Annotated in this window: 17 protein-coding genes; 6 read left to right on the forward strand and 11 right to left on the reverse strand. The window is 38.2% G+C overall.

Features of this window, described 5'->3' with window-relative positions:
- Positions 1-124 precede the first annotated feature (124 nt).
- From cysW to MOK21_RS16680, 3 genes are read right to left on the reverse strand one after another with little or no spacing between them, the layout of a single operon-like run.
- Positions 125-1000: a sulfate ABC transporter permease subunit CysW gene (cysW, locus tag MOK21_RS16670; protein ID WP_249075112.1), complete on the reverse strand. Its 876-nt coding sequence runs from the start codon at positions 998-1000 to the stop codon at positions 125-127.
- Between the two features lie 9 nt (positions 1001-1009).
- Positions 1010-1843, reverse strand: a complete 834-nt coding sequence (gene cysT, locus MOK21_RS16675) for a sulfate ABC transporter permease subunit CysT (protein WP_249075113.1) — start codon at positions 1841-1843, stop codon at positions 1010-1012.
- Between the two features lie 11 nt (positions 1844-1854).
- The gene (locus MOK21_RS16680) at positions 1855-2904 is read right to left on the reverse strand and encodes a sulfate ABC transporter substrate-binding protein (protein WP_249075114.1); all 1050 of its coding nucleotides are present in this window, start codon (positions 2902-2904) and stop codon (positions 1855-1857) included.
- Between the two features lie 517 nt (positions 2905-3421).
- Between MOK21_RS16680 and MOK21_RS16685 the strand changes: the two genes are divergently transcribed.
- The 5 genes from MOK21_RS16685 (at position 3422) to MOK21_RS16705 (ending at position 8049) form a co-directional block, all read left to right on the forward strand.
- Positions 3422-4123, forward strand: coding sequence for a phosphoadenylyl-sulfate reductase (locus MOK21_RS16685; protein WP_249075115.1), 702 nt, complete (start codon positions 3422-3424; stop codon positions 4121-4123).
- A 12-nt stretch (positions 4124-4135) separates the two neighbouring features.
- The gene (locus MOK21_RS16690; RefSeq protein WP_249075116.1) at positions 4136-5200 is read left to right on the forward strand and encodes a sulfate permease; all 1065 of its coding nucleotides are present in this window, start codon (positions 4136-4138) and stop codon (positions 5198-5200) included.
- A gap of 502 nt (positions 5201-5702) precedes the next feature.
- The gene (gene sat, locus MOK21_RS16695; RefSeq protein ID WP_249075117.1) at positions 5703-6842 is read left to right on the forward strand and encodes a sulfate adenylyltransferase; all 1140 of its coding nucleotides are present in this window, start codon (positions 5703-5705) and stop codon (positions 6840-6842) included.
- Positions 6839-7432, forward strand: coding sequence for an adenylyl-sulfate kinase (gene cysC / locus MOK21_RS16700; protein WP_249075118.1), 594 nt, complete (start codon positions 6839-6841; stop codon positions 7430-7432). Before sat ends, cysC begins: the two co-directional genes overlap by 4 nt.
- Before the next feature lie 146 nt (positions 7433-7578).
- Positions 7579-8049: a GNAT family N-acetyltransferase gene (locus MOK21_RS16705; RefSeq protein ID WP_249075119.1), complete on the forward strand. Its 471-nt coding sequence runs from the start codon at positions 7579-7581 to the stop codon at positions 8047-8049.
- A 45-nt stretch (positions 8050-8094) separates the two neighbouring features.
- On the opposite strand, the gene mnhG is transcribed toward MOK21_RS16705, so the two are convergent.
- From mnhG to MOK21_RS16740, 7 genes are read right to left on the reverse strand one after another with little or no spacing between them, the layout of a single operon-like run.
- A complete protein-coding gene (mnhG, locus tag MOK21_RS16710; RefSeq protein ID WP_132361712.1) occupies positions 8095-8463 on the reverse strand; it encodes a monovalent cation/H(+) antiporter subunit G in 369 nt (122 codons plus the stop codon).
- Positions 8447-8728 (reverse strand): Na(+)/H(+) antiporter subunit F1, encoded by a 282-nt coding sequence (locus MOK21_RS16715; protein WP_249075120.1) that lies wholly within the window; start codon positions 8726-8728, stop codon positions 8447-8449. Before MOK21_RS16715 ends, mnhG begins: the two co-directional genes overlap by 17 nt.
- On the reverse strand, positions 8725-9204 hold the full coding sequence (locus tag MOK21_RS16720) for a Na+/H+ antiporter subunit E (protein ID WP_249075121.1): 480 nt from the start codon (positions 9202-9204) through the stop codon (positions 8725-8727). The genes MOK21_RS16715 and MOK21_RS16720 overlap by 4 nt, the downstream gene beginning before the upstream one ends.
- Positions 9205-9208: 4 nt before the next feature.
- Entirely contained in the window at positions 9209-10696 is a 1488-nt protein-coding gene (locus MOK21_RS16725) for a Na+/H+ antiporter subunit D (RefSeq protein ID WP_283164753.1), read from the reverse strand.
- Entirely contained in the window at positions 10689-11030 is a 342-nt protein-coding gene (locus MOK21_RS16730; RefSeq protein ID WP_249075123.1) for a Na(+)/H(+) antiporter subunit C, read from the reverse strand. Before MOK21_RS16730 ends, MOK21_RS16725 begins: the two co-directional genes overlap by 8 nt.
- Complete coding sequence (locus MOK21_RS16735; protein WP_249075124.1) at positions 11030-11452, reverse strand: Na(+)/H(+) antiporter subunit B; 423 nt, start codon at positions 11450-11452, stop codon at positions 11030-11032. Before MOK21_RS16735 ends, MOK21_RS16730 begins: the two co-directional genes overlap by 1 nt.
- Complete coding sequence (locus MOK21_RS16740; protein ID WP_283164754.1) at positions 11439-13853, reverse strand: Na+/H+ antiporter subunit A; 2415 nt, start codon at positions 13851-13853, stop codon at positions 11439-11441. Before MOK21_RS16740 ends, MOK21_RS16735 begins: the two co-directional genes overlap by 14 nt.
- A gap of 153 nt (positions 13854-14006) precedes the next feature.
- On the opposite strand from MOK21_RS16740, the gene MOK21_RS16745 reads away from it, so the two are divergent.
- The gene (locus tag MOK21_RS16745) at positions 14007-14570 is read left to right on the forward strand and encodes a DUF5366 family protein (RefSeq protein WP_249075125.1); all 564 of its coding nucleotides are present in this window, start codon (positions 14007-14009) and stop codon (positions 14568-14570) included.
- Between the two features lie 178 nt (positions 14571-14748).
- Here the strand turns inward: MOK21_RS16745 and MOK21_RS16750 are convergent, their stop codons facing one another.
- Entirely contained in the window at positions 14749-16599 is a 1851-nt protein-coding gene (locus MOK21_RS16750; protein ID WP_249075126.1) for a transglycosylase domain-containing protein, read from the reverse strand.
- Positions 16600-16911 lie beyond the last annotated feature (312 nt).

The following is a 16911-nucleotide window of genomic DNA, read 5'->3' on the forward strand; positions in this document are numbered from 1 at the left end:
ACACCCGCTGAAAAGTAATTTAAACCAGTAATTTAAACCTGCATTCATCTCACCACCTATAGAGGTGAGTGACATCTGTAACTGCCGTTGCACTTTCGTTACAGAAAATAATTGCTGAAAGAAGTTAAACTGATTTTGATTTCCAAGCAATAATATCTTTAACGATGAGTGTAATAATGGCGATTACGCTCATCAGTGAAGCAACGGCGAAGGCTGCTGCAAATTGGTACTCATTGTATAAAATTTCAATATGAAGGGGCATCGTATTTGTCATCCCTCTAATATGCCCTGATACAACAGAAACGGCACCAAATTCACCGATTGCCCGAGCATTACAAAGTATAAGGCCGTACAATAAGCCCCATTTGATATTTGGCAATGTCACATGCCAAAATGTTTTAAAACCATTGGCCCCAAGTGAAATGGACGCCTCCTCCTCAGAAGTGCCTTGTGTCTGCATAAGAGGAATAAGCTCTCGTGCAACAAAGGGTAACGTAACAAAGACAGTAGCAAGGACAATACCAGGTAGCGCAAAAACAATTTTAATGTCATGTTCAAATAGCCAATCTCCAAATAGTCCCTGTGAGCCAAATAACAAAATAAATACTACACCTGCAATAACAGGAGATACTGCAAAAGGAAGATCGACGATTGTAAGTAATAGATTTTTCCCTTTAAAGTTGAACTTTGTTAAAGCCCAAGCAGCCATAACTCCGAAGATTGCGTTTAATGGTACTGCAACCGCGACAACAGTTAAAGTTAATTTAATAGCTGCCAATGCATCTGGATGTGTGATAGCTGCTACATAAACGTCTACTCCTTTTTGAAAGGCAGTGGTAAAAATTGATACTAGTGGAAGTACAATAAAAAATGCTAAAAATGCTAGCGCAATAAATATTAGCGTATATCGGACAAAGCGTGGCTCTTGTAAGGCAGCAGACTTTGTCACTGTATTATTTTTTTCAGGAGCAACTTGCTGAATAAATGTAGACTGTTCCATAAATACCTCCTAATGTACAAAGCGACGATTTGCCAACCATTGTATGAAATTAATGCTAAATAATAGAATGAAGGACGTGACAAGCATGACCGCTGCAATAGCAGTTGCACCCGCATAGTCATATTGCTCTAGCTTTGTCATAATAATTAATGGCGTAATTTCAGTCTTCATTGGCATATTACCAGCGATAAAAACAACAGAACCATACTCTCCTAATGCACGAGCAAATGCTAATGAAAAACCTGTTAAAATGGCAGGAGCAAGCTCTGGAAAAATAATTTTACGAAAGGTTTGTAAACGATTTGCTCCAAGGCTTGCAGAGGCTTCCTCAACCTCAGCACTAATATTTTGTAAAACAGGCTGCACAGTACGGACGACAAATGGTAGCCCGATAAATGTAAGGGCAATGATAATGCCAAGTGGCGTAAAGGCAATTTTAAAATTAAAAAATTGACCAATCCAACCATTTGGCGCATAGAGGGACGTTAAGGCAATTCCTGCTACAGCAGTTGGCAAAGCAAATGGTAAATCGACAAGTCCATCAATGATTCGTTTAAACGGAAAACGGTATCGTACAAGTACCCAAGCAATGATTGTGCCAAAAATAACATTTAGTAAACCAGCAGCGAGCGCAGTCCTAAAACTTACCTTATATGAAGCAACAGCACGGGGAGCGGTTACAATATCAACAAACTCTGCCCAGCTTATGGACATTGTATGAATAATAATCATCGATAGTGGCAATAAGACTAACAAGCTAACATATAACATCGTAAAGCCCAGAGAAAGGTGGAAACCTGGAATAATGCGGCGTGTTTTTTTATAAACCGTTAAACTACTCATGACATGCCTCCTTATTGAGGTACATAAATTTCATCAAATGTACCACCATCTTTAAAATGCTTCGCTTGAGCTTCTGCCCAACCACCGAAATCATCGATTGAAACTAGTTCGAGTTTTGGGAATTGCTCTTGATATTTTGCTAGAATTTTTTCATTTCGTGGTCGATAGTAATTTTTCGCAGCAATTTCTTGACCACTGTCACTGTATAAATGCTTTAAATATGCCTCTGCAACTTCGCGTGTACCTTTTTTATCTACGATTTTGTCGACAATTGCTACAGGCGGCTCAGCTAAAATACTTAAAGAAGGTGTAATGATATCAAATTCGTCACCCAATTCATGGAGCGATAAATAAGCTTCATTTTCCCATGCAATTAAGACGTCACCAATATTACGTTCAACAAAAGTTGTTGTAGCACCACGTGCGCCAGAATCCAGTACTTCTACATTGCTATATAGAGCTTTCATAAATTCTTTTATTTTTGCCTCATCATTTTTATATAATTTCTCTGCATAAGCCCAAGCAGCTAAATAATTCCAACGTGCACCACCAGACGTTTTAGGATTTGGTGTGATGACAGATACATCGTCCTTTGTTAAATCATCCCAGTTTTTAATACCCTTTGGATTGCCTTTGCGTACTAAAAAGACAATTGTCGATGTATAAGGTGTAGAGTTATTTTCAAATTCTGTTTGCCAATCTTTATTTAATAGGCCTCGAGCTTGTGCAATCTCATCAATATCGTAAGCTAGTGCTAGTGTAACAACGTCTGCTTCTAGACCATCAATTACAGCTCTACCTTGTTTACCAGAGCCCCCATGTGATTGTTTTATCGTTACATCTTGGCCGGTTTCATCCTTCCATTTTTTTATAAAATCTTTGTTGAATTCCTCGTAAAGCTCACGCGTTGGATCGTAGGATACATTTAATAGTTCCACAGATTTTTTTGTATCCTGAGCCCCTGTATTTGTTTCAGAAGAGCTGCTACTACAACCTGTTAATGCCAGTGCTAATGCAGATATAAGTACTAACGATTGGAAAAGATGTTTCCTTTTTTTCATAAAATAACACTCCTTTTTGATGATCTAGAGAATACAAAAGACCATCTACCAGAACGAATAGTAATCGTCTTAAGTAGATGGCCTTCAGATCCTCTGATCAGCATTTTATATTGGTTTGGTTCAAAGCTTAGTTATACATTAAACATATATTTCCTATTAGTCAACAAGGAATTAAAATATTGCTTTTGACCGGGATAAAAAATTTGGACTCATTGAAATGAATTTTTATAAAAACCTAGTTGACTACTAGGTGTACTTTAGTATATATTTGGTAATAAGAAAAAATGATTGTAGAACGAGGTAGCCAATACTAGTGAACAATCAAAACAATTATTTGGACACCTGCTGAAAAGTGACTTAAAACCGAATTCATCTCACCCCTATAGAGGTGGGTAACTTCTGTAGCTGAAAGAAGTTAAATAATGAGCTGGCTAGTTAAACTAGAGGCGTTTTAACAAAGACATATCTATATATGTCTGTCGTTAGAACGTCTCTTTTTCATTAAGAGGAGGATTATATGCTAACATATGCAACTTGGCATGAGCCAACATTGAATTTTCAAATAGACGAAACCTATAAGGCTGCACTGGAGGTTTTACAGTGGAGTTATGCTGAATATGGCGAGGATATCGTCTATGCTTGTAGCTTTGGCATTGAGGGGATTGTCTTAATTGACCTTATTTCAAAGGTGAAGCCCGATGCTACGATTGTCTTTTTAGATACAGATGTTCATTTTAAAGAAACATATGAAACGATTGATAAAGTAAAAGAAAAATATCCGAAGCTGAACATTAAGATGCAAAAACCAGCACTTACACTCGAACAACAAGCAGCTCAATATGGCGATAAATTATGGAATTCCAATCCAAATAAATGCTGTGAAATTCGCAAGATTGTGCCGTTGCATGAAGCGTTGGCGGGCGCCAAGGCTTGGATATCAGGTTTACGTCGTGAACAATCACCAACCCGGCAAAATACAAACTTTATCAATCGTGACGATAAATTTCAATCCATTAAAATTTGTCCACTCATTCATTGGACATGGAAGGATGTCTGGCGTTATGTTTCAAAGCATAGTTTACCGTACAATCCATTGCATGACAGAGGCTATCCAAGCGTCGGCTGCGAGCATTGTACAAAACCAGCATTTACAATGGATGATTTGCGTTCAGGCAGGTGGCAAGGATCTGGTAAAACTGAGTGCGGATTACATGAATAAAGGAGTTTTGCCATGCTTGAAAATATAGCAATAGCAATTAGTTTATTTTTTGCGCTGAATATTGGTGCTAGTGGAGCGGCAGCCTCAATGGGGGTTGCTTACGGAGCAGGTGCCATCAAAAAAGCTTGGCAAGCATTGCTCATTTGTTCAGTGGGTGTTTTTTCTGGGGCAATTCTTGGAGGTGGAGAGGTAGTAAAAACAATTAGCTCCGGCATAATGCCACAGGAGTACATTACAGTAAAGATTGTCATTTTTATTTTGATTTCTGCGACAAGTTCACTATTTCTCGCCAATCTTTTAGGCATTCCATTATCGACGAGTGAAGTGACAGTAGGAGCAGTTGTAGGTGTAGGAATTGCCTATAAAGTGCTTTATATTAAGTCATTACTTGTCATCATATCATTTTGGGTAATAGTGCCAATCATAGCGTTTATCATTGCATTTGTCTTTGGAAAGTGGCTGTATAAATTACAAGTCAAGGGTTTGTTAAAAGATCATTTACTATTAACGATTCTCCTTGTATTTGCTGGATTTTTCGAAGCGTTTTCAGCAGGGATGAATAACGTAGCAAATGCAGTTGGACCTCTTGTTGGTGCAGGGATGATGAGCGTAACAACAGGAATATTGCTTGGTGGTGCTTTTGTGGCGCTTGGCGCTATGCTCCTTGGCAAACGAGTGCTTGAAACAAACGGTAAAAAAATTATGCGCTTTGAGAAGGCGGAAGGGATACTAATTTCGAGTACAGGTGCACTACTAGTCGGTATAAGCTCTATCTTTGGACTTCCTGTGCCATTAACACAAGTAACATCCTCTTCGATTATTGGCATGGGAATGGCCAAAAACGGGAAACAAATTTTCCATAAGCACATTGTGAAAAAAATAATCCATATTTGGATCGTTTCGCCAATCTTTTCTTTAGCCATTTCTTATTTTTTAGTACAGCTATTCTTAGAAAAAGATTTCTATACCATCGTATTAATTGGCAGTATTATTGTTGGAACGCTTGGTGTCATTAGCTTAATGCGAACAATGCGTGAAGAAGAGCGCTCCATATATGATGCGGGTGAAGGAATTTAAATACCCGAATTACTGTTGAATCAGTTGGAGCCTGATAATTTTTAAGGGGGTGCTGATCAAAACAGCAGGGAAGCCGATCACTTTTTAGGGAAGCTGATCAAATCAGCGGGGAAGCCGATCATTTTTAAAGGGAAGCTGATCATATCAAAGGGACACCTGATCACTTTTGGAGGAAAGCCGATCAATTGGGAAGTATCCCCGATTACCTCTGTAAGAACTGGATTAATCGCAGAAGTTCCGATTTTAGCCTAAGATGAAAAACCAAGGTTCATCACCAAAAGATGTGGATGTCGTTTACTATGTAAATAAGTTGATTGGAGTGGAAGTTGGGCGACTCCTTGGGGATTAGCGATAGGGAAACGAAGGCTAAGGACATCACGTCCTGTTCAAAGCCCCCAGCTGGAACGGAAATCAACCACACGTTTTGGTGAGAATCCAAAATCAATGCAAATAAACTTAAATATAAAACTGAGTAATTCAATAAAACTAGGAGGAGATTGTAATGAGTTTACAACCACATGGTGGACTATTAGTGCAAGCTATTAATTCTGAGAAGGATGTAACGCATATAAATAAAGTTATTGAGCTTGATGCCATTGCACTTAGTGATTTAGAGTTAATTGCAATCGGCGGGTACAGTCCAATTGAAGGTTTTTTAACGCAGGAAGATTATGAATCAGTTGTCGAGCATACGCGTTTAGCGTCAGGTGTGGTTTGGAGTATTCCAATTACATTACCTGTAGCAAAGGATGTAGCTGCAACATTGCAGCCGGGTGATGAGGCAAAATTAGTATACGGTGATACGGTTTACGGCGTTATTGAAATTGCGGATATTTATGAGCCAAATAAACGGAAAGAGTCATTGTTAATATACGGCACGGAGGATTTACAGCATCCCGGTGTTAAAAAGTTGCATGAGCGTCCAAGTATTTATGTTGGTGGGAAAATTACATTAGTAAAACGTCTAGAGCAAAAGTTTCCTTCCTATTCATTTGATCCGCTTGAAACACGCCGTCTTTTTGCAGAAAAGGGGTGGCAAACAATTGTTGGCTTCCAAACACGGAATCCTGTGCACCGAGCACATGAATACATTCAAAAGGCAGCACTTGAAACAATTGATGGGTTATTTTTAAATCCACTAGTTGGTGAAACGAAATCAGACGATGTTTCCGCTGCAATTCGCATGGAAAGTTACGAAGTTTTACTAAACAATTATTATCCTGAAAATCGTGTGCAATTAGGTGTGTTTCCAGCTGCAATGCGTTATGCAGGACCAAAAGAAGCTATTTTCCATGCACTTGTACGAAAAAATTATGGATGTACACACTTTATCGTTGGGCGTGACCATGCAGGGGTTGGCGATTACTATGGTACATACGATGCACAAAAAATCTTTGAACAATTTACGGAAGATGAATTAGGAATTATTCCATTAAAATTTGAGCATAGCTTCTATTGTAACAAATGCGAGGGAATGGCAACGACGAAAACTTGTCCTCATGAGAGCTCAGCACATGTCATTTTATCGGGTACTAAGGTTCGTGAAATGTTGCGTAATGGCGAAGTGCCTCCAAGTACATTTAGTCGTAAAGAAGTTGTGGATGTATTAATTAAAGGAATGCGTCAGGAGGTTATAAAGTGAGTTCAAACATCGTTTGGCATGAAGCGTCTATTACGAAAGAGGAGCGTCGTACACAAAATAAGCATCAAAGCTTTATTTTATGGTTCACCGGTTTATCAGCATCAGGGAAATCTTCTGTGGCGAATGCATTTGCACGCCGGCTCTTTGAACGTGGCAATCAAGTATTCGTCTTAGATGGAGATAATGTTCGCCATGGCTTAAATAAGGATTTAGGATTCGACGAAAAAAGCCGTAAGGAAAATATACGACGTATTGGTGAGGTATCTAAGCTTTTTGTAGAAAGTGGTCAAATTGTTTTGACTGCCTTTATTTCACCTTACCGAGAAGATCGTCAGGTTGTCCGTGAGCTTGTGGAAGCAGGAGAGTTTTTAGAGGTCTATGTGAAGTGTTCAGTTGAAACGTGTGAAAAACGTGATCCAAAAGGTCTTTATAAAAAAGCACGAACTGCAGAGATTCCTAACTTTACTGGTATTAGTGCGCCGTATGAGGAACCAGAACGTCCAGAAATCATTATTGATACAGAACTCCATTCTATCGAAGAATGCGTAGATCAGCTCACAGACATATTAACTTCAAAAGGATATATTTAGACTGATTAACTACGCATTTATATTCTTAAAGAATCTGCTTACTTTGAAGAGGCAGATTCTTTTTGTGGAAAAATTATCTATTTTATAGAACATCCCCAAATGTTGTGAGATGATTACATCATCAAACGTTATAGGGGATGAAAAAGATGAGCATACATATTCAACTATTAACCGAGGATGTTGTAAGCCAGAAATTATTAAATGAAATAGTAGAACTTTGGAATGAAAATGCCATAGAAACAGCAGATTGTGAACTAGGAGAGAGTGAAAGGAAGGGGATTAAAGAACAGCTAGAACAATATATTGAATCAAAATATGGGGCCATTTATATAGCGATGAATGGAAATAATGAAATGATTGGTTTTGGAATGGCTTCGATCAAAAAGGATTTTATTTATGATATGAACTATGGTCAAATAGACGAGGTTTATGTAGTATCAGTATATAGAAGACAGAAGGTTGCTAAACGTCTAGTAGATGATTTAGTGAATTGGTTTAATGATGAGCATAATACTTCAGTAGTAAATGTTTATGTAGATTTAGAAAATGACTTAGCACTAAACTTTTGGGAAGGCATTGGATTAGAAAAAGAGTTTTATATGCTATCAAACAATTAAAAAAGTGGCCATTGAAGTTTATTCAATGGCCACTTTTTTGAAAAGTTATTTAATGCCTTGTTCCTTTTTCATCCGGTCGATTTCCGGTCCAAGCTCGTCATGTATTGTGCCTTTCCACGGTTTTACGCCAGCGATGTATGAAGAGCGAGTCATAATATGCCCTCCAACAGGACCTGTGATAAACAGGAACAAAATACCGAGTAAAATACGGGGATTGAAGTGATCTTCAATCAGCCAAAAGTGAAAGAATACGCCGATGAGTACGCACATAACACCGAGCGTTGCACTTTTAGAAGCAGCGTGGGCACGTGTGTACAAATCAGGTAAACGGACAAGACCAATGGCTGTCACGACAATAAATAGTACCCCTACAGAAATGAAAAAGATAACTAAACTATTAGCGAGAATTGTCACGTTTAATGATATCTCCTTTCTCAATGAATTTAGAGAAAGCAACGGTGCCGATAAACGATAATATCGCTAACAATAATATAATCTCTAGGAAGAAGCTTGTTTCAACCAATACCGAAAACAGTCCAATTAATGAGATTACTGACACACCCAATGAATCCAATGCTACTACACGGTCAGATGCAGAGGGTCCTTTCACCATTCGATAAATAACGGCAATCAATGATAAGCAAATCACCACAATGGCAGTAATGATAAACGTTGTCATGATTTACTCACCTCCAAAATCGCTTTCTCAAATGAATCACGAATGGCTGTAATCGCTTCGTCGACATCACTAATATCAATTGCGTGTACATACAAAGTTTTTGCATCATCTGATACATGTACTACTACAGTACCAGGTGTTAACGTAATAAGACTTGATAATAGCGTAATTTCCCATTCTTGTGTTAAAACAGTCGGATAGGCAAAGAATGCAGGCTGCATATCCAACTTCGGTTTTAAGACGACCCGAAGAACTTGTACATTCGCTAACACTAACTCCTTTAAAAAGAGTAATGTCAATTTAATGATTGCCCATATGCGGTAGACGTAAAGTCGGGTAGAAAAAAATCTACGCATAATAACAAGCAATATAATACCGAGAATAAACCCAACGATAAAGCCTGTTGCTGTGTAATTAGAAGAAAGGAACATCCAAACGAAGGCAAGTACAAAATTTAAAATAATTTGAAATGCCATATCTCTAATCCCCCTTCATTACAGCATCTATATAAATAGATGGATCACTTAATAGTTTTGCTGCATCGTCCATAAATGGTGTAATCCATTCGGACCCTACACCGTACGCTACAGTGATGAGCACTAAAAGAACGGTAGGCACAAATAGTGTATTGTAGACTTTTTTATCGACAGTACCTGTGGTTTCTTTTTCTTCACCCCAAAAGGCATAAAGGAAAATACGAATAACCGATAATAAAACGAGAAGTGACGAAGCTAAAATAAAAATACTGCTCCATTTACTGCCAGCTTCAAATCCTCCCTGTACAATCAACAGTTTTCCAACGAAGCCACTAAGTGGGGGAATCCCTGCTAAACCAAATGCTGCAATTAAATAACACCAACCTAGAGCAGGGTATTTATGCATAAGCCCGCCCATTTTCCGTAAATCAGATGTGCCCGTAATGTAGATGACTATACCTATTAACATAAAGAGCGCTGCTTTTATAAGCATGTCATGAATTAAATAGAACATAGCCCCTTTTAGGGAGATTTCATTCATTTGAGATACACCGAATAAAATAACCCCTACAGCAATAACAATATTGTATATAATGATAAGCTTCACATCATGGTAAGCAAGTGCGCCAATACAGCCCGCAATAATTGTTGCAATTGCTAATGCCATTAGTAAATCATGTGTATACGATAAATCATGAACAAAGAACAATGTATATGTTCTAGTAATCGCATAAATGCCAACCTTTGTTAGCAGTGCACCGAATAGCGTTAGCACTGGAATCGGGGCTGCTGCATAAGAAGTTGGAAGCCAGAAGTATAGCGGGAAAATAGCTGCTTTTAATCCAAATACCATTAAAAATAGTACTGCTATAACCGTAACAATACCTGGCTGATTAATGTCAGCAATTTTTACTGCAATATCTGCCATGTTTAACGTACCAACTACAGAGTAAAGAAAGGCAACTGTAATTACAAATAAAGCAGATGAAATAACATTGATTAGAATATATTTAATGGAACCTTTAAGCTGTCCTTTTTCGCCCCCGAGAACGATGAGCAAATAAGAGGCCATTAATAATACCTCGAAGAACACGAAAAGGTTAAAAATATCGCCTGTCGTAAATGCCCCGTTAACCCCAGTTAAAATAAACATAATCCCAGGATAATAGAAGAAGCGTTCACGTTCCTTCGTGATGGAACCGAAGCCATACCAAACAACAAAGAGGGTGATAAGCAAAGTTGTTGTGACAAGCAGTGCCGACACCATATCGGAAACCATTGTAATGCCATACGGCACAGGCCAATTTCCGAATGTCACTTTTTGAATCCCATCATTTTTCACCTTTATAAGCAGTGAAATGGCTGAGATAAGTGCGAGCCCAATACCGAGTAATGCGAATAAACGCTGGTATTTTAAGTTTTTTTGCCCAAACATTAAAATCATACCGAAGAAAAACGGAATGATAATTGGTAGTAGAAGGAAGTTATTCATCCTCATCACTTCCTCTCATTAAGCTTATATCATCTGTCTCGAGTTCCTGATAAGAACGGTAAGCAAGAACGAGGAAGAAAGCAGTTACACCAAAACTAATAACAATCGCTGTTAAAATAAGCGCCTGTGGTAATGGGTCTGCAAAAGTTTTAGCCCCTTCCTTTAAAACAGGCGGTGCCTCTCCACGAAGCCCGCCCATCGTTAAAATAAGAAGATGAGCACCATGACTTAACAGGCCAGTCCCGATAATAATACGCAATAAGCTTTTCGATAAAATTAAATAAACCGCTGCCATAAACAGAAAGCCTATGACAAATGCCATCAATATTTCCATTATTCATCCTCCCCAATCGTTTGAATAATGGTCATCGTAACGCCGACAACAACCAAATAGACACCGCTATCAAAAAGCATAGCCGTGTGTAATGACTGTTTGCCTAGAAGCGGTAAATCGAAATAATCAAAGAAATGAGTGAAAAACGGTTTACCTACAAACATTGGGAAAGCGGCAGTTGCAAGGGCTAGTAGTAAGCCAATTGCCGTTAAATACGTATAATTTATTGGTAAAACCTTACGAACCGTATTTAAATCAAAGGCAAGGACTAAGAGTACGATAGCACTCGATGTCAAAAGTCCACCAACAAAACCGCCTCCAGGTGTGTAATGACCAGCAAGAAAAATATGAATGGAGAAGAAGAAAATAATGAAGAATACAATTTTTGCTGTAAATTGTATAATTACATCATTTGTTTTCATGCGATTTCTCCTTTCTATTCATGCGTAGCTTTATCATTGCTAAAATGGCCATTCCAGCAATACCTAGCACTGTAATTTCAAATAATGTATCAAAGCCACGGTAGTCTACTAAGATCACATTGACAATATTTCCACCGCCAGCTTTTGTATAAACTGTTTCCTCATAATATTTTGAAATAGTTGGAATCAATTTTTGCGAATGTGCAGACAATGCTAAAAGTGTAACCATAACACCGACTGTAACGGAAACAATCGCACGATTTAATTGGAATCTCATGCGCTCTTCTCGTTTTCCGAGCTTAGGCAGATGATAAAACGCAAGTAAAAATAGGGCTACAGAAATTGTTTCAATAACAAGCTGTGTTAATGCTAAATCAGGAGCATTAAAGATTACGAAGAATAATGCTACTGTGTAGCCCACAGCACCAAGGCCTATAATAGCTGTTAAACGAGACTTTGCTAAAATCGTAATGGCCGTTCCAATGACCAACACTACAACTAAAATGATTTCGTAAGGACGAATAGGTGCAGTGTCTTGGAAGGAAACTGTAAAAGCTTTCTTTACAAATAAAGAACCGATGACAATCGCTGCAATGCTACTAAACATATATAGCAGGTAGTGGCGCATAGAGCCCGTCATATAAAGACGTGATACCCGATTTAATCCAACATCTAGTCCCAGCATAATCTTGTCGTAAGCATTATTTAACGTTAAAGCTCGAGGGAATTTTTGATAAATGCCCTGCCATTTTGGTAATGCTACAAACAATAAAACCCCAACAATTACTATGCCAACTGTCATGAGTAATTCAGGTGTAATTTCACCATGCCAAGCAGCCACATGAATATCAATATCCTTGGGTGAATCGTATAAGAATGGCTGAATAGCCTGTACTGCTGGCTTTACAAAAGTGTCCCCAACTAGGTTAGGAATAAAGAATATGGTTACGACCAATGCTGCTAAAATCATCGGTGAAATTAGCATGCCAATCGGTGCCTCATGTGGTTTATGAGGTAATTTTTCCGGTTTATATTTACCTGTAAATGTTCTGAAAACAAAATAGAAGCTATAGACAAATGTAAATATACTAGCAATCCAAGCAACAATCGGGAAGAGTGCTCCCCATGTATCAAAACCGAAAAATTCAAAATTTTGCAGTGCAAGCATTGCAGTTAAAAACATTTCCTTACTTAAAAAGCCGTTAAATGGCGGAAGACCAGCCATTGATAAGCTTCCAATAGCTGCAACTGTAAAGCTAAGCGGCATAATACTCATTAAGCCACCGAGCTTGCGAATATCACGTGTACCTGTTTCATGATCGACAATTCCTGCAATCATGAATAGGCTGCCCTTAAAAGTTGCATGGTTGATCAGATGGAAAATCGCCGCAAAGGCAGCAAATTTAATAGTATCTGTTGCGCCATTACTATGAAATGCTAAAGCACTAGCGCCGAGCAATGACATAATAAGTCCAAGCTGACTCACAGTAGAGAAAGCAAGAATTCCTTTTAAATCTGTTTGTTTTACTGCAAAGAATGAACCCCAGAATAGCGTTACGATACCTACGCCTGTAACGAGCCATACCCAAAGCTCAGAAACAGCGAAAATTGGTGTGAACCGTGCAACTAAATAAATACCTGCCTTTACCATTGTTGCAGAGTGAAGGTATGCACTAACGGGTGTTGGCGCTTCCATTGCATCTGGTAACCAAATGTAGAATGGGAATTGTGCAGATTTCGTAAATGCTCCTAAAAGTATTAAAACGAGCGACCAAGTGAACAGCGGATGCTGCACTAAATTAGGTGCCATTGGAATAAGTTCACGGATTGAATACGTTCCTCCCATTATATAGAGAAGGATAAATCCTCCTAACATCATTAAGCCGCCACCGACTGTAATCATCATTGACTTAAGTGCACCAAAGCGAGAGGCATCACGGTTATACCAGTAACCGATCAGTAAAAATGATGAAATAGATGTTAGCTCCCAAAAGAAGTACAGCGTAATTAAATGATCTGACTGTACTACTCCTAGCATTGCGGTCATAAATAATAATAAGTAAACATAAAAATTATGTAATTTTTCTTTATGTTTGTCTAAGTAAAAAATAGAGTAAAGCACGACCAATGAGCCAATTCCAGTAATGAGTAATGAGAAAAGCAAGCTAAGTCCATCTAAATAAGAAACGATGGATATATCAAGCGACGGAATCCAAGGAAGCTCCTCAAGAAATACTTTACCATCTGCTACTTTTCCGATATATGATGCATAAATAATCGCGAGTGTAGCAGGTACTGCAAGAACAAACCAGCCTGTGTGAATATTTTTAATGCTTTTATATAAAAATGGCACAAATATTGCAGCAAGCATTGGAATGAAAATATAAAGTACTTGTAACAAAAAAATCCTCCTTTATGCAGGTAAGTATGTTAATTATAACGCACTTTTAGTATGAATGCATATGCACTCATATTATTTAGCTTGCGATAGTGGAAGAATTTTGGATATATTATAAATAGGAAGTTATCAATTCAAATAGAGGAAAAATTTTTTATGAGAAACCCTTATATTTATGGTTATTTACCATTAATTACAATTTTATTGTTTAGTTTGACATTTGGAATGTATGCAGTAAGTGAATCTTTGCAAGTTTTCCATGCAATCGGTGTGTATTCCGGCATGCGTGAGTTTTTATCCGATTTCGAGCTACGTGTATTTTTGCTAATTGTCTTTGCTGTTATCTTTTTTATGCTATTTTCAGCATTAAAATTAGTAGGAGAAACTATTCATGAGCTAGGAATGTTATTTTTCTCAAAGGATCATGATGGTGCGACAGTTCATCAAGCACGAGGCGGATACATCATTTTATTGGTGGGGGCAATATGTTCAGCTTTTGCTATTCAGTTTATTTACGTTTTAGTAGGTATTTTTGTCTTAACCGTTTTTATCTACTTTATTTATCTGATCTATAAAATGAGTCATTATATGTCGATGGGTGGAACGATCGGCTTACTAGTATTTGAGCTTTTTATGTGGACGCTATTATTATCGCTATTAGTTTATGTTGTTTTAAAATTGTATAATGGCATTTTGGCAAGTTTACCGTTTGCTCATTAAAAGTTCGGGCTACAGTAAATTACATAATAACGTTAAACAATAAAAGGAGCAGCCCTGGAGTGATAAATTTCACTCAGGGCTGCTTCTTTTTTCATTTCTTTCAGCAAGTCTCCAGCCTCTAGCTTTCGCACATGCAAAAAACAAAAGCATGAAGTCGATTCTGCAGAGTCATTGATCTTTATTCTAGTAAAACATTAAAGAGCTTATGATGAATCTTATAAGACTCTAAACTTTCCATAGATTGTGGCCTATCGAAGCCAAGCCAAACTGCTGCAGTGTAGTCATCGTTTAATCCAGCAAGCCAGTAGTCGCGATAGTTGTTAGTTGTTCCTGTTTTGGCCCCGACATAATTACTTCTACTATAAACGCCTTGCCCTGTACCTTTGGTAACAACATCTGTAAGCATTGAACGTATATACTTGACCGTTTTCGGTGACCAAATTTGATCGCGTGCTGAATCCCAACTGTAAAGCTCCGTGCCATCAGCTGCTGTCACTTTACGGATGCTATGGGCCAGTACGTATGAGCCGTCAATAAAACTTGTGTAGGCGTCTGCTAGCTCAAGTGCTGTTACACCATACGTCAATCCTCCCAAAGAGGTAGCATAATTATGGTCTTTTGCCACGATGGAGCGGAAATGAAAGCGATCTAAGTAACTAAAGGCTGTGTCCACTCCGACTGTATTAAAGAGACGGAGAGCCGATGTATTGTAGCTATATCGAAATGCTACTCGAATTGGTACATCACCGTATTTAAAGCCCCCATAGTTTTCTGGACAAAATGAACCGACACAATAACTACCACCACTGACGATAGAATCGGGTGTATGTGCTGTCGTTTCAAAGAAAGGAGCATATACCACTAGCGGCTTAAAGGCAGAGCCTGGTTGACGCGTACCTTGAAAGGCACGATGATATCCGAACTTTTCATAGTTTTTCCCGGCATAAAGACTAACAACTTCACGGGTTGTATTATCAATAACTGCTCCAGCGGCTTGTAATTTACCTGAGCCTAGGATGGCAGTCATTTTTTTCTCATCATGTGCTTGTTTGTCCGGATTCAGCGCAGTATGAATCGTTAATCCATTTTGAAATAATGTATTGAGTCGTTTGTCTAGCTGCGCCTTAATTTTTTTCTTTTCTTCGTCGCTTTGTGTATTTGCAAGTCGATCTGAATAGCCTTCTTTTTCTGCAACTAACCATCTAAGCTCTTGTAGGACGTAAGTGCTGTACATAGGGTAGCTTTGTGCTTTATTCTTTACATTTAATGTTATCGTTTCAGCTTTATATGTAATGGCATCTTCTTTTGTTATAGCGCCACTCGCTGCAAGTGTATCTAGTAACCGCTCCTGCCTCGCTTTTGTTTTATCAAAGTTTTTTAAAGGATTATAAAGTGAAGGGTTATTTGGAATAGCCGCAATAAATGCAATTTCAGCTATAGATAGTTCTTGGAGTGGTTTTTGAAAATAATATGTAGCCGCTCCACCGATTCCATAAACTTGATTGCTAAAATAGGCTTCATTCAGATACATCGTTAAAATCGTGTCTTTATCAAATTCTTTCTCAAGCTCATAGGAGTAAAAAATCTCTGTTAATTTCCGTTCATATGTTTTTTCATCAGATAAATAGCGCATACGAACGAGCTGCTGTGTGATGGTGCTAGCACCTTGAGAAGCTGAATTTGTGTTTGAGTTAGCAACAACTGCACGGATGATAGCACTAAGGTCAAAGCCGATATGCTCATAAAAATGAGCGTCCTCACTAGCGATAAAAATTTCCTGGGCAATTTTTGGGACTTCCTGTAATGTTAGAGGATGCCGCCATTCGACATATTCTTCGCTAAATGTTCTGCCGTTTCGGTCAATAAGAGTTACTGGAAGTTGTGGCTGTACTTCCGGTAAATGAATAGCACTTGCAATTTGCTCCTCATGTGCTTGTGCCGCATTAATTTCTGTCCTAATATTTGTACTAATCCACCAAAGGACAGGCAAGGATAGTAAAATGATAAAAAAACCAAAAGCCTTTTTCATGTGTGCCTCCACTCTAAATATGAGTCACTCATCAGAATAACATAATTTGGATAGTTTCCAAATACTCGTTCAGACCTATTTGCAATTTATCAAAAATCTCGGATAGCAGTATTAGCAACTCTTAACAGTTTCAATACTATAGTAAATTTCCCCGTGAAGTTGACTCATCACAAAAAAATAGGATGTATTTGCTAAAAAGTATGATATGTTTATAAGTTGATTGGAGTGGAGACTGGGCGACTCCTTGGGGATTAGCGATAGGGGAACGAAGGCTAAAACCATCACATCCTGTGATAACGCCTTCGTGACCAA

The sequence above is a fragment of the Lysinibacillus sp. BPa_S21 genome, from assembly GCF_023337795.1.
GTDB lineage: Bacteria > Bacillota > Bacilli > Bacillales_A > Planococcaceae > Lysinibacillus.